The sequence below is a fragment of the Flavobacterium sp. LB2P53 genome (genome assembly GCF_003970305.1).
In the GTDB taxonomy this organism is placed as follows: Bacteria; Bacteroidota; Bacteroidia; order Flavobacteriales; family Flavobacteriaceae; genus Flavobacterium.
This window is the reverse complement of record NZ_RYDG01000011.1, coordinates 77,525-96,034: the sequence shown is the minus strand read 5'-3', so window position 1 is coordinate 96,034 and position 18,510 is coordinate 77,525. Positions and strand designations below refer to the sequence as shown.

At 36.3% G+C, this 18,510-nt stretch carries 10 protein-coding genes and 1 tRNA gene; 8 read left to right on the top strand and 3 right to left on the bottom strand.

All coding sequences use genetic code 11. The features are described from left to right. Nucleotides 1–68 precede the first annotated feature (68 nt). On the top strand, nt 69–2,153 hold the full coding sequence (locus EKL95_RS13020) for a hybrid sensor histidine kinase/response regulator transcription factor (protein ID WP_126564386.1): 2,085 nt from the start codon (nt 69–71) through the stop codon (nt 2,151–2,153). Between the two features lie 310 nt (nt 2,154–2,463). Here the strand turns inward: EKL95_RS13020 and EKL95_RS13015 are convergent. Next, nucleotides 2,464–2,543 (bottom strand) — tRNA-Leu (locus tag EKL95_RS13015). Nucleotides 2,544–2,833: 290 nt separating this feature from the next. Between EKL95_RS13015 and EKL95_RS13010 the strand changes: the two genes are divergently transcribed. The 7 genes from EKL95_RS13010 (at nt 2,834) to bioB (ending at nt 10,565) form a co-directional block, all read left to right on the top strand. Continuing rightward, nucleotides 2,834–3,775, top strand: a complete 942-nt coding sequence (locus tag EKL95_RS13010) for a ribose-phosphate pyrophosphokinase (protein ID WP_126458151.1) — start codon at nt 2,834–2,836, stop codon at nt 3,773–3,775. A gap of 105 nt (nt 3,776–3,880) precedes the next feature. Further along, the gene (locus EKL95_RS13005) at nt 3,881–4,492 is read left to right on the top strand and encodes a 50S ribosomal protein L25/general stress protein Ctc (RefSeq protein WP_126452005.1); all 612 of its coding nucleotides are present in this window, start codon (nt 3,881–3,883) and stop codon (nt 4,490–4,492) included. A gap of 282 nt (nt 4,493–4,774) precedes the next feature. Next, nucleotides 4,775–5,449: an aminoacyl-tRNA hydrolase gene (pth, locus tag EKL95_RS13000; protein WP_126458148.1), complete on the top strand. Its 675-nt coding sequence runs from the start codon at nt 4,775–4,777 to the stop codon at nt 5,447–5,449. A gap of 141 nt (nt 5,450–5,590) precedes the next feature. After that, a complete protein-coding gene (locus tag EKL95_RS12995) occupies nt 5,591–7,630 on the top strand; it encodes a M43 family zinc metalloprotease (RefSeq protein WP_158614864.1) in 2,040 nt (679 codons plus the stop codon). A gap of 101 nt (nt 7,631–7,731) precedes the next feature. After that, nucleotides 7,732–8,661 carry a bifunctional riboflavin kinase/FAD synthetase gene (locus tag EKL95_RS12990; protein WP_126458142.1) on the top strand — a complete coding sequence of 310 codons (930 nt, stop codon included), beginning with the start codon at nt 7,732–7,734 and terminating at the stop codon, nt 8,659–8,661. A gap of 94 nt (nt 8,662–8,755) precedes the next feature. Further along, complete coding sequence (locus EKL95_RS12985) at nt 8,756–9,211, top strand: hypothetical protein (protein ID WP_126458139.1); 456 nt, start codon at nt 8,756–8,758, stop codon at nt 9,209–9,211. A 268-nt stretch (nt 9,212–9,479) separates the two neighbouring features. Further along, the gene (gene bioB / locus EKL95_RS12980; RefSeq protein ID WP_126458136.1) at nt 9,480–10,565 is read left to right on the top strand and encodes a biotin synthase BioB; all 1,086 of its coding nucleotides are present in this window, start codon (nt 9,480–9,482) and stop codon (nt 10,563–10,565) included. A 67-nt stretch (nt 10,566–10,632) separates the two neighbouring features. Here the strand turns inward: bioB and EKL95_RS12975 are convergent, their stop codons facing one another. Together EKL95_RS12975 and EKL95_RS12970 are read right to left on the bottom strand one after the other, a co-directional pair. Then, the gene (locus EKL95_RS12975; RefSeq protein ID WP_126564384.1) at nt 10,633–14,532 is read right to left on the bottom strand and encodes a T9SS sorting signal type C domain-containing protein; all 3,900 of its coding nucleotides are present in this window, start codon (nt 14,530–14,532) and stop codon (nt 10,633–10,635) included. Nucleotides 14,533–15,112: 580 nt separating this feature from the next. Beyond that, nucleotides 15,113–18,442, bottom strand: coding sequence for a T9SS sorting signal type C domain-containing protein (locus EKL95_RS12970; protein ID WP_126564383.1), 3,330 nt, complete (start codon nt 18,440–18,442; stop codon nt 15,113–15,115). Nucleotides 18,443–18,510 lie beyond the last annotated feature (68 nt).

Here is an 18,510-nt window from a genome sequence, read left to right as displayed (position 1 = left end):
ATACTATAAAAAACCTAATTTTAAATACAATAAATAGCTGTAAATCAAAACAATAAAACCTTAACTTAATGACATTGAGCACGAGCGGCATGGTCGCTTTTAATCCAAAAAAGTTTATAAAAAACACTTTTCGTCCCTCTATTTTCTTAACAGGCATAGAAATAATTGGTAAAGAATCATCGGAAAACACTACTATCTCTGCTTTAAATAATTCTATTACTAACAATAAGGAGATTACATTGCATCCAGATGAAAATTCTTTTAATCTTGATTTTACGTCATTAAGTTATACTGCACCTGAAATGGTGAAGTATTGGTATAAGCTTGAAGGCTCTACAAGTGATTGGATTTCGTTAGGAAAAAGGCATAAGGTTTATTTTTCTGGTTTATCTTCTGGGAACTATGTTTTTAAAGTGAAAGCACTTAACGTTAACGGTATTTGGAGTAAGTCATCACCAGTACAAATTACTATTTTACCACCTCTATGGAAAAGTAATTTGGCGTACGTCTTTTACATTTGTATTCTAATTGTTTTGTGTTTTCAAGGCTTTAGATTTTATCACAACAGAATAAAGTTAAGAAATTCGTATTTATTAACAGAACTAAATAACAAAAAGGAAAAAGAATTATACAATGCCAAGATTGAGTTTTTCACCAATATTTCTCACGAGATTCGTACACCACTAAGCTTGATAAAAGGTCCTTTAGAAAAGTTGCTTGATAAAGTGGATCCGGGTACTGAAATAAAGGAGAATTTGTCTATTATGGATAAAAATGTAAGTCGTTTGCTCAATTTAGTTAGTCAATTATTAGATTTTAGAAAAACTGAATTAGAAAACGTTAGCCTTACATTTGTCAAAACAAATATTTCAGATTTAGTACGAGAAACTTACACGCAGTTTAGTCAAATAATAAAAAGCAAGAACATTTATTTTGAACTTAAATTAGAAACAGATGATTTGATTGCTTTTGTCGATGCTGAAGTATTGACTAAAATATTGAGTAATCTGTTTAATAATGCGATAAAATATTCAAAATCTAACATTATTCTTTCCTTATCAAAAAAGGAAGGCTATTTCAAATTAACGATAAAAAATGATGGTAAATTAATTCCATCCCATCTTAGAAACAAGATATTTGAACCTTTTTTTAGAGCGCCAGGAACCGAAAATCAATCCGGAACTGGAATAGGTCTAGCCTTGGCTTATTCCCTTGTGAAGCTACACAAAGGCAAATTAAAATTAGACACTAATGATGCTGCAATGAATAGTTTTGTACTCAAACTTCCTATACATCAGGATAAAGAGTTCGATTTTGACAATGTAAAAAAATCTGATATTAAAGTAGAAGACGACTTCTCTACTCATAAATTAAAAATCGAAAACAATAAACCGACTATCCTTTTGATAGAAGACAATGAGGATTTACTAGATTTTGTTGCTAAAGATTTAATGGATACTTACACAATAATAAAATCAACAAATGCCATCCAAGCATTAGATATTGTTGATAACGAGAGCATCCAACTAATAATCAGCGATGTCATGATGCCAGAAATGGACGGTTTTACATTTTGTGAAAAAATGAAAACTAATATAAGTACAAGCCATATTCCCATTATTTTATTAACTGCAAAAATATCCCTTGGGGCTAGGATAGAGGGGTTAGAATCTGGTGCAGACGCATACATTGACAAGCCTTTTTCTATGGGATATCTCAAAGTACAAGTGTCTAATTTATTGGATAATCGAAGAAATATAATAGACCATTATTCAAGTTCTCCTCTGGCTCATATCAGAACGATGGCTCATACCAGTGTCGACGAAAATTTCATAAAAAGACTCGATGGAATTATTATTAGCAATATTTCAGATTCTAATTTAAGTGTTGACACCTTGGCATTGAATATGAATATGAGTCGATCCACATTGTACAGAAAAATTAATAGTGTCACTAATTTGACTCCTCTTGATTTAATAAATATTACCAGACTTAAAAAAGCTGCCGAATTATTGAAAACAGGTAGTTATAAAATCTATCAAATAGCCGAAATGGTTGGTTTTAATTCACAGGTAAGTTTCGGTAGAAGTTTTCAAAGACAATTTAATATGACCCCATCTGAATATATAAAGTTTGAGATAAAACAACAATAAATAACACACTAGGAATAACAGGTAATTCTCGTATTTGAGAAGCATTCTATAGCATTTACATAAGTTCTCAATGAATTAAATATCATGCTGTATCCCACGGAAAAAGAATTTATGTATCTAATTATGATTAGAAAATAATATTAGCTGGTTCAATATTTACTGGAAAACTACTTTTCAGAAATGATGGTTGTCGAACCACTAATGTGAATGAAGTAATCAACGTTTTGACTAGAAGTAGCAATGGTTTGGCAACTTCAATAAAAAAAGCCCGTAAAGTGTTGATTTACAACGCTATTACAGACTTTTAATGTACCCGGAGCCGGAGTCGAACCGGCACGGTTTCCCACAGGTGTTTGAGACCAGCGCGTCTACCAATTCCGCCATCCGGGCTTAGCTAGACATGAAATAACAACAGTTATTTCAACGCAATAAAAGAGGTGGTTGTGTTTAAATCAACCATCAATTCCTTTAACACGGTGCAAATGTAAAAAATAATATTAAATGTTCAACTAAAAATACTTAATTTTTTCCTTTCAGAGTTGAATAAATTTTATAAATTTGCACCTCGTTAAAAACACAACACACAACTAACTACACCCGAGGCAAATACAAACATACGGCTTTATACAAATGACAAAGCCAACAGTATGGAGCGCAGCGGAATAAAAACAACAAATTAAATGTCACACCTAGAACCAGAAGCTAAAATTTTTGCGTGTTCACAAAGTGTCTATCTGGCTGAAAAAATAGCAGAGCAATACGGAATCCCTTTAGGGAAAATCACCATGTCAAAATACAGCGACGGTGAATTTCAGCCTTCTTATGAAGAGTCTATCAGAGGATTACGGGTTTTTATCGTTTGTTCTACTTTTCCAACGGCAGATAATTTGATGGAAATGTTACTGATGATTGATGCTGCAAAACGGGCTTCGGCACGACACATAACAGCAGTAATTCCTTACTTTGGTTGGGCAAGACAAGATAGAAAAGATAAGCCAAGAGTTCCGATAGGAGCTAAATTAGTGGCTAATTTACTTGATGCTGCAGGCGCAACAAGAGTAATGACCATGGATTTGCACGCAGATCAAATTCAAGGATTCTTTGAAAAACCGGTAGATCACCTTTTTGCATCGACAATATTCTTGCCGTACGTAAAAAGTTTAGGTTTAGACAATCTGACTATCGCTTCTCCAGACATGGGAGGTTCAAAAAGAGCCTATGCGTATTCTAAATTCTTAGAATCGGATGTGGTGATTTGTTACAAACAAAGAAAAGAAGCCAATATTATTGACACCATGGAATTGATTGGTGAAGTTAAAGGTAAAAATGTAATCTTAGTAGATGACATGATTGATACCGGAGGCACTTTGGCGAAAGCCGCAGATTTAATGATCGAAAAAGGAGCACTGAGCGTACGAGCAATTTGTACACACGCGATTTTATCCGGGGATGCTTACGAAAAAATAGAGAATTCTAAATTATTAGAATTAATCGTCACCGATTCTATTCCGTTAAAGAAAGAATCAAAAAAAATAAGAGTGTTGAGTTGTGCGCCTCTTTTTGCTGAAGTTATGCACATGGTGCACCACAACAATTCCATAAGTGGAAAATTTATAATGTAATACATTAGTCGTAAAGTCCAATGTCTTAAAGTTATAAAGTCATGCTGATAGCCAAAAGCTAAAAGCCAAACAAGTAATATTATTTAATAACTATATTTTTTTACAATGAAATCGATTACAATTAAAGGATCAGAAAGAGAAAGCGTGGGTAAAGTTGCGACTAAAGCCCTACGTAATGCTGGATTGGTTCCTTGCGTATTATACGGAGGAAATCAGGCAGTTCATTTCTCAGCAGAAGTTATGGCTTTCAAAAACTTGGTTTACACCCCAAACGCTCACACAGTTGAGATCAATCTAGGTGAAGGAAAATCATTTAACGCTATTTTACAAGACATTCAGGTTCACCCGGTGTCTGACAAGATCTTACACATTGACTTCTTTCAATTATTTGATGACAAAGAAATCACTATGGAAGTTCCTGTAAAAATCATTGGTAACTCTAAAGGAGTTATGGCCGGTGGAGATTTACGTTTGAACACTCGTAAACTAAAAGTAAAAGCTTTACCAAAAAATCTTCCTGATTTTATTGAAGCTGACATTACTGCCTTAGACATGGGTAACAAATTGTACGTTACTAAAGTAGCTTCTCCGGACTACAAAATCATGCACCCGGACAACACTGTAATTTGTCAAGTGAAAATCTCTCGTGCCGCTATGAAAGCAGCTCAAGAGGCAGCAAAAGCAGCAAAAGCTCCCGTAAAAGGAAAGAAAAAATAATATTTTTTCAATCATTCAAGAAAGCATCAGTTCTACAACTGGTGCTTTTTTTGCTTTTTATTTTCTCATTTAAAGCAACGAGAAACCTCATTATCCTATTTTAAATTACAAGGAGCACAACTACCCATTTTCACAACAACGCCCCTCCTGCTGTCCGTTGTATCCACGCCAAAAAGCGCGGGATGCCACTCCCATCAGGGTTATCCAGAACTATTTTGTTCCCAATACCGATTTTCTAAAAATCTAATAGTACACTATTCTAATTAAGTCTATTTTTGCAGTATGATAAAATGGATTTCAAATTTATTCTCACCTACAAAAACTGAGAATAATACAGATTGTAGGAAATCAGAGGCTCTCGAACACCAAAAAAATAATATAGAAAACGTGAGTAATAAATTTTTAATAATAGGACTCGGCAACATTGGCGCCGAGTATGTAAACACTCGCCACAACATTGGTTTTAAAATCGTGGATTTCCTCGCCCGGAAAGAAAGCGTTACTTTCGAAACCGTAAAACTGGGTACACTGGCCCAATACAAATTCAAAGGAAGAACTTTTTTGCTACTCAAACCCAACACATATATGAATTTGAGCGGAAAAGCCGTGCAATACTGGATGGGAAAGGAGAATATTCCACTTGAAAATATTCTGGTGATCACCGATGATTTGAATCTATCTTTTGGAGCCATTCGCATCCGACAAAAAGGAAGCGATGGCGGACACAACGGACTCAAAAACATCAATCTGGTATTGAATACGCAAAATTACGCCCGATTCCGTTTTGGGATCAGTGACGAATTCAAAAAAGGAAAACAAGTTGACTATGTCCTTGGCGACTGGGATGATACTGAAAAAACAGCGCTTACGGAACGACTGGAATTAGCCTCCGAAATCATAAAATCCTTTGGAACTTCCGGACTGGAAATTACCATGACCACATTTAACGGGAAATAAAAAAAGGAATATGCTTCCTTTGTACGCCTCTGTTTTTTTTAATTTGTATTAGATGAAAATAATAATTAATTTTAATGCATGTTTTTAATACATACTAAAAATCAACACATTGAATTACCCTTTTCTAAACACATCCATAATATGAAAAAAATTATTTTTTTTATTACACTGTGCTTTTTTTTTTCAATCAATCCTACGTTTGCACAAGTAAATAACACCCCTTCAAAAACGCTTCTTTTTGGCAAAAATAAAATCATTCCGGAAGGTTCTGTAATTCGATGTGCCACGACAGAATATGAAGAATACCTAAAATCCAAAAATCCAAACAGAATATCTACTGCTGAATTTGAACAATGGATAACACCAAAGATTGAACTCGAAAAAAATAAAAAAAAGAATGCTGCACAAGGATTCAAAACAAATGCAGTCATCACCATACCGGTTGTCGTTCATGTAATTCATAATGGCGACCTTTTAGGCAGTGATGAAAATATTTTTGATGAACAAGTAATTTCTCAAATTCAAGTACTCAACGAAGATTTCAGAAAAAAATCAGGTACTCCTGGCTTCAACAGCAATCTTGTAGGAGCTGATGTAGAAATAGAATTCGCACTGGCTAAACGAGATCCATCGGGCATTTCATCAAACGGGATAAACCATGTAAACTTAGGGCGAGAAAGCTGGTCTACTGTCGATATTGATGGCTCTCTAAAACCCCAAACACAATGGAATCCTGAAAAATACCTTAATATTTGGGTAGTCAAATTTACCAAAACCGATCTTTTGGGATACGCACAATTTCCTAGTGCTTCCGGACTTCCGGGAATAGAATCAGATGAAGGCTTCGCTAACACTGACGGTGTCGTGATTGGTTATACTTTTTTTGGTTCATCCAGTTATTTTACCGGAGGAAACTACACTACTCCTTATGACAAAGGGAGAACAACCTCCCATGAGGTAGGACACTGGCTTGGGCTGCGCCACATTTGGGGAGACGGAGGCTGTGATGTAGACGATTTTTGTCAAGATACGCCTAATGCAGGACAAGAAAACACGGGCTGCCCATTAAATATTGATTCCTGTCCCGCATCCCCAGGCTTAGATATGGTTGAAAATTATATGGACTATACGGATGATGCGTGTATGAACATCTTTACAGCAGATCAAAAAGCACGAATGATTACTGTAATGAATAATTCCGTAAGACGGGCTTCTTTGAAAACTTCGGATGCACTTACCCCGGGTGTCATCTTTGCCAATGATGCTTCAACAATGGTTATAAACTTAAACATTCCTCCTTGCGGCACTAGCTTTATTCCTGTTATTAGAATCGTGAATAAAGGCAGCGCAACATTGACTCAAGCCTCAATCCGTTATGGAATTGATAATAACAACCTGCAAACCTATAATTGGACTGGAAGCCTGGCAAATAACGAATCCCAAAATATTACTTTAAATAGTTTGACTACTACTGGAGGTAATCATGATTTCAGCAGTACAATAACTAGTACCAATAGGAAAACGGATCAAAACAGCGCCAACAACAGCGATACTATAAATTTTGACATTACAAAAAATTACGCCAGCAATACAGTATTTTTCTCCTTACAGCGAGACTATTATGGTTCAGAAACCACCTGGAATCTTACAAATTCAGCCGGAACCGTGTTATACAAAGGAGGCCCTTATACAGATCTTCCAGAAACCGGGCCGCTTCCTGATCCAATCAAGGCAACCTTCGATCTCGCAGGCAATGATTGTTACACTTTTACTATATTTGATACTCAAAATGACGGCATCTGTTGTGATTTCGGAAATGGCTCTTACACTGTATCAACCCCTACGAATGAAATTATTGCTACCGGAGGAGCCTTTGGGGGAACCCAATCTAAAAGTTTTAGAATTGGATCATTATCTACCGTCGATATAGAAAAATTAAATTCGGTTTACCTCTACCCAAATCCCACCTCTAACATCCTGAACGTAGTTAGTGAGAACAAACTCAATACTCCGGAGGTTTACACTATTATCAATACTTTAGGTCAGATCCTAAAATCAAAAAAAATAGAATCAGCGGAGGATCTTCAGATAAACGTCTCCCATTTATCGCAAGGTATTTATTTTTTAAAATTATCGAAAAATCAATCTGAAACGACTACTATTCCGTTTATTAAAAAATAAATTAAAGTCTATAATACATTAAAAAAGCATTGAACTTTTCAATCCTTTTTTAATTATATCAATTGTATACCTTAAATTTGCACCATTATAAAACACTTGCTTTGAAGATTTTTCATTCTATAAACGATTTCGTTTCCCAAAAAAAAACAATTCTAACGTTGGGTACCTTTGATGGTGTCCATATTGGGCACAAAAAAATCCTGAATAAACTGACCCAAAATACGGAAAACGAGAATTACGAAAGTCTGGTACTTACTTTTTTTCCGCATCCCCGAATGGTTTTACAGGAACATTCTGATCTAAAATTACTCAACACTATCACTGAGAAAATTGATTTGTTGGAAAAAATTGGTATCGAAAACCTTGTCATCCATCCTTTTGACGAAACTTTTTCAAGATTGACTGCCGAAGAATTTGTAAGTACTATTCTCGTAGATCGTTTTCACATCCACAAGATAATAATAGGACACGACCATCGATTTGGACGAAACCGAACAGCTGATATTGATGATCTTATCGCCTTTGGAAAAGAGTATAATTTTGAAGTAGAACAAATATCCGTTCAGGAAATCAATGCCATTTCCGTGAGTTCCACTAAAATCAGAAAGGCCTTATTAGAAGGTGATATGGCGCTGGCTAATGAATATTTAGGCTATGATTATTCACTCACTGGGAAAATCATTCAAGGAAAACAGCTGGGAAGGACTATCGGTTTTCCAACGGCTAACTTAAAAATTGAAGAAAACTACAAACTGATTCCACAAAATGGAGTGTACATTGTACAAAGTAGTATCAATCAAAAAACGGTTTTCGGGATGATGAACATTGGGTTCAATCCTACTGTTGATGGACAAAATCAGTCGATAGAAATTCATTACTTTGATTTCGATGCTGATTTATACAATCAAGATATTAGTGTCTCGATACTTCAAAGAATTCGTTCCGAACAAAAATTCGAATCAGTTGACGTACTAAAAGAACAACTTGAAAAAGACAAAAAAACAGCACTTGCCTATTGGAATAAATATTGATTTTTTCATAAAACATTACTATTTTTTCTGTAAATTTGAAAATAGGATGCTTTTTATAAGAAATGTATCATTTTTAAATTTTAAAACTAACTGTATGAAACTACCTAAAGAATTAGTAAACGGATTCATTATTTTCATAGGAATTGGTCTTTATTTCTTAATAATGGAACTTTTAGGCCTGGCAGATATTTATTTGTTGCGTTTATTTAACGTGTTGTTTGTCTTTTACGGCGCCCATAGAACACTAAAGGCTAATTTTTCCGAAAACAAAACAATATTAGTTTCTAATGCGGTTTCAGCATTATTAACGGCGCTTACAGGAATATTTTTGAGCATTATTGGCTTAATTATTTACAGTTATTCCAAAGGTGGTGATGCTTATGTGGGATCACTATCCAAAACCTTTTTATTTGGCGGGGATCCGTCGGTGATGACGTATTCCATTTCTTTGTTTTTTGAAGGGATAGTATCCGCTGTAGTTGTCACCTTTATGCTTATGTTGTATTGGGACCCCCGCTATGCATCAGACAAACACGGAGCTGAATCATAACCTATATTTTAAATTAATCCTTCCTCTAATACCGTCGCAAAGCACAATTAGTATTGGTCTTTGCGACGGTATTATTAAATTTTAAAATCCGCTATATCAATAAACCGCTGTATCTACAATACTACGCCCAGAATTTATGGAATATAAAAACACCGGTATACATCTGCTTAATTTGGCTATTAAAATTTTCAGAACCGGCTTTTCAATGGTATTACATTGGTTCTTTAGAACAATTTAACTACTTTTGAGCCATCAAAAAATAGTATCAATGAGCATTACAAAACACAATTGGACCAAAGACGAAATTATCGCAATATATAACAAACCTATGATGGACTTGCTGTATGAAGCAGCTTCTATTCATAGAGAACACCATGATCCTAACGTGGTTCAAGTTTCTACCCTTTTATCCATAAAAACTGGCGGATGCCCTGAAGACTGCGGTTATTGTCCGCAAGCAGCGCGTTACCATACTGAAATTGAAGGCAATGATTTAATGTCAGTAAGTCAGGTAAAAGCACAAGCTTTGCGTGCAAAATCAAGCGGATCATCCCGTGTATGCATGGGCGCCGCTTGGAGAAATGTAAAAGATGGTCCTGAATTTGACCAGGTACTGGAAATGGTCCGTACCATAAACAAACTGGATATGGAAGTGTGTTGTACCCTTGGAATGATCACTGAAAACCAAGCACATCGACTGGCAGAAGCTGGTTTATATGCTTACAACCATAATTTAGACACCTCTGAAGAATATTATAAAGAAGTAATTTCGACCCGCGGATTTGAAGACCGTTTGCAAACTATAGAAAATGTTCGTAAAACAAATGTCACTGTTTGTAGCGGCGGAATAATTGGAATGGGAGAAAGTATTGAAGACCGAGCTGGAATGCTTGTCGCACTTTCTACCTTAAACCCACAACCGGAGTCAGTGCCTATAAACGCCTTGGTTGCTGTGGAAGGAACGCCAATGGAAGAAGAAAAACCAGTTGAAATATGGGAAATGATCCGAATGGTAGCCACAACCCGAATCATCATGCCAGAAACCCAAGTCCGCCTTTCTGCGGGAAGAATGAACATGAGTCGTGAAGGTCAAGCCATGTGCTTTTTTGCTGGTGCCAATTCCATTTTTGCTGGAGATAAGTTATTGACCACTCCAAATCCTGACGTAAATGAAGACATGAAAATGTTTGAAATGTTAGGTTTAAATCCACAAAAACCCTTTACAAAAGTTTCTCAGCCTCAAACCGTTGAAGCTGTAGATTCTCAATTTGCTCCCTTGGGTGAAAAACCAAAATGGTCACGACCAGGACATACCATCGAGAAGAACCTTGAAGCATCTGGCAAAGGGAAATAATCTTCGTTTTTGAATAAAGACTCAAAACCATCTTGCAGGAGCAAGATGGTTTTTTTAGACTTCTATTTTAGTACACTATTTTCTTGGTAACAGCCCTTCCATGCTGCAAAATTATTTTTACCAACACAACTTGATGACCAACAAGCAAATTCAGAACTGAGAAATCATTGTTGTCGATTTCGTTTTTTTGATAAATTGTACTTCCTGCTAAATTGTATACAACAACCTGCTCTATGAATTCTTTGGTTGATTTTATTTGCAACTCTTTGTTTTTAGTCGATACAAAAACAGATTCATCTTCTTTTATAAATTCATCCGAAATTAGGGTTTTGTTTGTATATCGCAAAACGAAACGATCGTCAAATATTCCCACAGCAGTAGTGAAAGCATAGCTTTCGTTTGTTATATCAACAAGATTATTATTTAATTTATCCTCAATAAAAACATTTTTATTGACTAACACTCCATCTGTCTGATCTATTTTAATGATAAAAGTTCCTGCTACTTTACTGCTAAAACCTAATTTTATTTCATCCGTCTCTTCAAACGGTAATGCACGCCCCTGAATTACTAAATTCTTATCTTGACTCCTACTATAAAAGTCTAAATATAGATTTCCTTCAAAACTCTCACCGTCAAAAGAACGGTCAAAATCATTTGTCGCTCCCGTTGCATATCCTATTAAGATTTGTTTGAAAGCACCTTCATTATTACTCAAATTTAACCAAATTCGGTCTTTTTCTATAGCCTCAGATTTTGATTTATTAATGGCACTTGATTTAAAAAAACTAGCGTTTTGACCAATCACACGCATACTGTTATTAAAAATAGCTGTCCCACCACCATTGATACTCGTCATAAAAAAAGATTGTCCTGAAGCTATTTTCCCGTCTGGCTTAGTATTATTAACGCCTGAATTAGTTGCAGCACTCGTACCAACGCCTCCCAATAAGTTATACACCGCATAATCATCTGAAGTATATACGTTCTTATTAATAGCCGTATTGTGTGTCCAGAGATAAATAGTTCCATCCATAGTTTCTTTGTTTGCAATTATAAACAAATCTGCGTTAATCGCTGAAGGATACGGATTGCCAATCAAATTTGACGTACCTGTGGCCGCAATTGGCACTGACACCAACCCATTATTGGGAACTCCCGCAAAAATAGCTTCATAATTTGCTGCACTCGTTTCTGAAAAAGTTTTCGGACCACGAATAATATATCCTTTACCAACTGACATTACGTTTGTTGAAATCTCATTAGCCCATGAATTCCTTGAAGCATCAAAGGAATAAAACTTATCCCAATGCGTATCAGGAGAAACATCAATCAGTTTTTGATTTGAAACAGGCGACGACCAATAGGTATAATCTGTGAGGAGAATGGGCGTTGTTTTTCTTTTTAATTGAATCACTCCGGAATTACTGACCTGATCTTCATATTGATACAATGCCGCATTGTTTTCTAAAATTAATGTGCCTGAACCAGAATAATCGAAAACCAATCCTAACGTATTTCCTGCCGGAATTGTAACCGTGTTCCCTGCACTAATGAAACAAGAACAGGAGTTTACTGTTGTAAATGAGGGGTGATTTCCCTGAAAAAGCAGTGTCTTTTCAGCAGATGGTATTCCATTATTCCAGGAACTCCCATTCCAAACGGAGCTATTGGAACAGAGTTTAATTCGGGCTATTCGATGTTTAGTTACACCTGAAACCGAATTGAAGTTTCCTCCAATAAGCACTTTATTATTGGGAGTAAAACAAATACTAAACAACGTATTATTCAAATTTACCGAAAATGTCGTGTCAACATCTCCCGTTGCTAGTAACCGAACCATTCGCCTCACAGCTGTCCCGTTGTATGTACCGGAGAACGTTCCGCCAATTAATAAGCGATCATCGGGCTGGACTAAAACTGCCCTAATTTCTCCATTACTAAATCCCAATCCCGTTGCAAAAGTGATATCTAAACTCCCATCACTGTTCAATCGCAACACTCTTTTTGCGGAAACGCCTTTGTATGTTGTAAATGTCCCACCAACAATCAGTTTATTATCTGATTGTAGTGCTATTGCATACACATTTTTGTCAAAACCAGTTCCTATAGAAAATCCAGGATCTATGCTTCCATCCGCATTCAGGCGAACCATCCGATTATACGAAATCCCATTAAAAAAAGAAAACTGGCCGCCTAAAACAATTTTTCCATCGGGTAGCAATAAAATATTTTCTACGATAGCATCAGCTCCAGAACCGGTATTAAAACTGGAGTCTAAAGTTCCATCGGGTAATAATCGAGCGATTCTATTCTTCAAAACCCCATTGTAACTTGTGAAATTTCCACCGACAATTATTTTTCCATCAGGTTGTACCGCCAAAGCATACACCTGATTGTTAAATCCGGTTCCGATGGAGAAAGCCGCATCAATGTCTCCATTTGCCAGAACCCTGGCAATCCTGTTCCTTACGACACCATTATAATATGTAAAAACACCTGCAATAACAACTTTGCCATCCGGTTGTACAATAGCGGTTTTTATAGAATTATTGGCTCCAGCACCAGAATTATTAAAAGAAACATCAATTGCTCCGTCTTCTGATAACCTTGCAATTCGGTTGCACATCGTTCCGTTGAATTTGGTGAAATTTCCAAAAACCATCGTTTTATTATCTGATAACGCATTTACTTTTAAAACAGAATTATCAAAACCAACTCCAGCAGTAAGATATCCAATGTCTAAAGCGCCAAAAGCATCAATTCGCGCCAAACGTCCTTGGTTTTGGGAATCAAAAACAGAAAACGACCCACTAACGTACCAAGAACCATCAGATGCAGTAGCTAAATCAAGAACGGATGCCGAAAACGGGCCTGCCCCAATATCAAAGGCAGGATTAATAACTCCATTTGCTTCCAGTAAAACTAATCTATTAACAGCTGTTCCATTATAAGTCCCCGTAAAAGATCCCCCAACCAAAACACCTCCAGCCGGATTTAGTTTCACAACCGCTACAACACCCCCACTAAACCCTGAGCCAGTGCTAAAAGTAGCGTCAAGCGAGCCATCACTATTCAAACGAATTATTCTACTGGTTTTAACACCATTGAAATTTAAAAAAACACCCCCTACTAAAATTTTCCCATCCGCTTGTGTCGCGAGTGCTGACACATCATCATCAAAACCGGCTCCTTGAACAAAAGTAGCGTCAACAGTCCCATTGCTATTCAATCGAATTATTCTGCCGCAAGCAGTTCCATTAAAGGAAGTAAAAGATCCTCCCAAAATTATTTTACCATCAGCTTGAATTTTGATTTCTTCAACAAGGGAGCCAGCGCCACTACCTATTGCAAAGCCTGTGTCAATATTTCCATTAGGCAAAATTCGAGCTACCCTAGGTGCGGGAACTCCGTTGTAACCGGTAAAACTGCCACAAATTACAATACTACCATCTGATTGCAAATCGCATGAATATATTATATTATTGGTAGTCCCAGCAGAAGAGTTAAAAGTTACATCTCTAGTTCCATCAGCATTTAAACGGATTAGTTTTGCAACATTTACACCGTTAAAGGTTACAAAAGAACCGCCTAAAATAATCTTCCCATCCGGTTGTATTAAGGAACAATATACTTTGCCTTCGATGCCTGAACCTAAATTGAACGAAAGATCTTTGGAACCGTCCGGCAGTAACCTACACAAATATGGAGTTGAAGCCCCATTAAAATTTAAAAAATCACCTCCAACAATTAGTTTCCCATCCGTTTGCAAAACAACAGTTCTTATGGTTCCATCAAAACCGTCGCCTTGCAAACCGTCATCATACGTGTTGAATGCAACATCTGACTTTCCTTGTTGTGAAAAAGCTACATTAATAAAAAGGAAGAAGAAAAAAATAGTAAAGTGTCGTATTTTGATGTCTAAAATTGAATTTCCGGCGTTTGCTTGAGCTCTCCGAAAATTCATGACTGTACTAAAAGATTACGTGCCATATGGGTTGTTTTAAATTGTTGCTTTTTTTGTTGAAATTCATTTGATAAAGAAATATCAGCGATAACTTTATAAAAGTAAATACAATCTTTTGCAATCACAATACCCACATTTAGTGATATTTAAACTAAAAATAACACACTGAATTAGGCTCTTGTTTTTTTCATATGCTTGTCGGTATTCCTCTATTTTTTTTAAAAATGGACACAGACCCCACAGCTTAGCACCGATTTTCAATATAATGATGCAATCAATTTTTGGAAATTTATGTCAAAAAAAACATTCGGTATTCATTCGGACTAGTACAACCCGTTGGGTACAATTATTAAAAACGTCAGTTCGCATATTTTTTTGTGTAGCAAAACGAAACAAAACTTCTCGATACGCTTCGCATTTGAAGTGACGTGTATCGAGAACCGTTTTTAAAATTAATTGGTAGTTTTGTCCAAAAACAAGAGCAAATCAACATACAAATAGCTTCAAAAAACTATTTAAACAAAAAAAGCCCGTTTTGTTTACACAAAATGGGCTTGGAATGTATTGTTGTATGATGCTTTTAATACACCGTTTTTGTTGCAACTGTCTCTCCATTTTGCAACACTGTTTTTACAATTAGAACTTGCTCACTTGATCCTAAATTTGGGATTACTAATTCAGTGTTATCAACATTTGTTTTTTTATAAATTTGCTTGCCCAGCACATCATAAATAAAAACTTTATCAATAGTTTCTACTGATGAGTTGATTTTTATCTGCTTGTTTTTTACAGATACTAAAACCTGCATCGCGGCAGTATCAAAATCGCCAACTCCTAATGTCCTGTCCGTATAACGCAATACAAAACGATCATTAAAGGTTCCTTTTTCAGTGCTAAAAGTATAAACTGCTTTTTTTAGATCATAAATACTATTGTTACTTTTATCTTCAAGGTAAACATTCTGAGAACTAAAAATCCCATCGACCTCATCAATACCAATTGAAAAACTACCTTGAATTACAGAACTATATCCCAATGGCACAATATCGTTTTCATCAAAGGGTAAAGCCCTTCCTTGTATGGTTAATTTCTTATCTTCGTTGATACTATAAAAATCAACAAACTGATTTCCATTATTGTTTACACCATCAAAGGCATTGTCATAACCATTAGTAGCACCATCCAGATACCCAACCAGCATTTGCTTGAAAGCACCTTTATCATTTGTTAAATTGAGCCAAACACGGTTTTTCTCGACTGCATTCGTGTTTTTTGAGCTTTGGGTAGTTTTAAAAAACTGCTCATTATCTCCCGTGATAGTGCCTACACCCACTCTCATACTATTTTTGAATATTGCTTTCCCCGTCATTAGACCAGTTGCAAAGAAACCTTGTCCTGAGGCAATCTTACCCGATGGTTTATTAGCCTCTTTCTCTATACCTGATTCTGTATTCCCCTTTACTATTGCAGTTCCAACACCTCCCGAAAGATTATAAGAAGCATAATCATCCGAAATATAAACTAATTGCCCCGAGCTTCCGCTACTAGCATCAGTTGCTGCACGAATCTCAGTATTGTGAGTCCAGAAATAAAGAGTCCCCTGCAATACTGAACTATTTGCTCTTAAGAACGATTCAGCATCTAGTGCCGAAGGATACGGATTCCCAATTAAATTTGAAGTTCCAGCACTTGCTATATCAATCTCAAATTGCCCGTTATGCGGAACACCTTCAAAAGGTACTTGAATTACATCAGATGTCGGATTTGGTGCAGGAAAAAATTCAGGTCCACGAATAATATATCCTTTTCCTCTGCCCATTATATTTGCTGAGTTTTCCGGTACCCAGCTGTTTGTTGCTGCGTTAAAGGACCAAAACCTGTTTGGGTTTGTATTTGGAGATACCTTAATTAGGGGCTGAAAAGCAACGGGCGACGACCAGTAGGTATAATCTGATTTCCTAATTACCCCTGATTTACGTTTATAAACGATGTTTCCTGTATTTATATCAGGATCCTCATTTATTTGGACCAAGCTAGAGTTGTCTTCGAATATCAAACTGGTACCCAGAGCTGTATTTACTTTTACAGCATTCGTTATTTTGAGAGTATGACCGGATTGTACATTCACTTGAACTCCAGCGTTTACAGTGCAATCGCAGCCTTCTAGGTTTCCAATGGAGGTATAATTACCTGAAAAAACGATGCTTTGTTCAATAGTTGGCGGACCATTTGTCCAAGTCCCATTGAATGAAGCTACCAATGGCAATGGCTTGATTACAACATTAGAGCTCACTGAGGACGTACACGTTCCATTTGAAACTGCAAATGTATAGGTTGTTCCTGCTACCAAACCTCCAACAGTTGTAATTTCTCCCGTTCCCGTTAACCCTGTCAAGCCTGCTGTATTTGGAGTTGCAATAATGGTTCGAGATCCAGTTGCTGGCAAACCGCTTAATGAAACACTTCCAGTTGCTAGTGCACAAGTAGGTTGCGTTATGGCTCCCACAACAGGTATCCCAAGTGCTGAAAATGTGGATGAAAACCGCACACGTGACTGCCCTAAATTTTCATAATATTCTAGCACAAAATTAGTAGCCCCGCTAAGGTAAACCGTAGAGGTTGTTTCTTGGTACGAATGATCGCTCCAGTTATTTATAACATACGTTAGACCTCCGTCTAAACTTAAACGATACCCATCATCACCACCTACTGTAAATGTATAGCATCCTGCCGGTAAGTTTCTATTCATTTTAAATCGTACCGCAAAATTATCAGTATAACTACCACATACATTAGGCCCTGAAAGCGCTCCGCCAACTAAATTTAAATCAAAATTCTCCGTTTGCGTAACATACCCCCTATAGGTAGTTGTAAAAGCATTACTAGGCGGACTCCCATTTGTATTAGCATACACATAACCTAACCAGGAATTATTACCATAAGATATTTGATCTCCTGCAGGTGTACTTACCGTAAAACTACTAAGACTCGTCCCCGTCCCACCAGAAGTAGTTACAGTTATAAATCCAGTTGTGGCTGTAGCTGGTAATTGAGCCGTTATTTGTGTATTGCTATTTACTGTAAATGATGCCGGAATCCCATTAAAATTTACTGCCGTTGTTCCTGTAAAATTTCTTCCTGTAATAATTACTGAAACTCCAGATGCAGCGCAAGCATTGCTTGGTGTAAAACTAGTTATGATAGGGTTTGGTGTCCATGTATAGGTTAAACCATTAAGCGGCAATTCTCCTGAACCACTACCTGTTCTACAACTAGCGGTATTATTAACCCCTACAGTAGATGTAGGCCAGTTATTAGTTACTAATCTATTATTAAAATCAGTATTATTTAATCCACGTAATCCAACTTGAGCAGTCAGACTACCTGCGTAAGTTGTAGCACAACCACCATAAATTACTTGAATTGTATTTGATGATTCATTCAATCTAATCTGAAAATTGAAGTCACCATTTCTAGCCGTTGTACCCTCATATCGACGCACGTTGGTCCATTGCAATACAAAAACTCTATTGGGTGCACTTCCTATTGAACTATAAATTATATTAGAATTAGCACTAAACAGATCCATTCCCAAAGCACTAATTGCACCTTCAAAACCAGTATTTGAAGATATAGGGGTATAACTTATATTGGAAGAAAGTGTGGTGCCGAAAGTAATATACCCATTAGAGTTAACAGAACACGTAGTATAATTAATTCCATTAAAATTGAATGAGAATCCAATTTCGATGGTATTCGCGCTTACAAAATCGTCCCAAGTACCAATCGACACACCATTTAAAGCTGCATAGGTACCACTAGCTTGCGAAAAAGAGTAATTTACTACTTGACCATAACCTAAACCAAAACTAAAAAAGAATGCAATTAATAAAAGTAATTTTTTATTCATGTTATGATATTTATTTAAGCATCTTACAGCTAAATCTCTAATTCTTTTAAATACAAAAAATAAGTAAA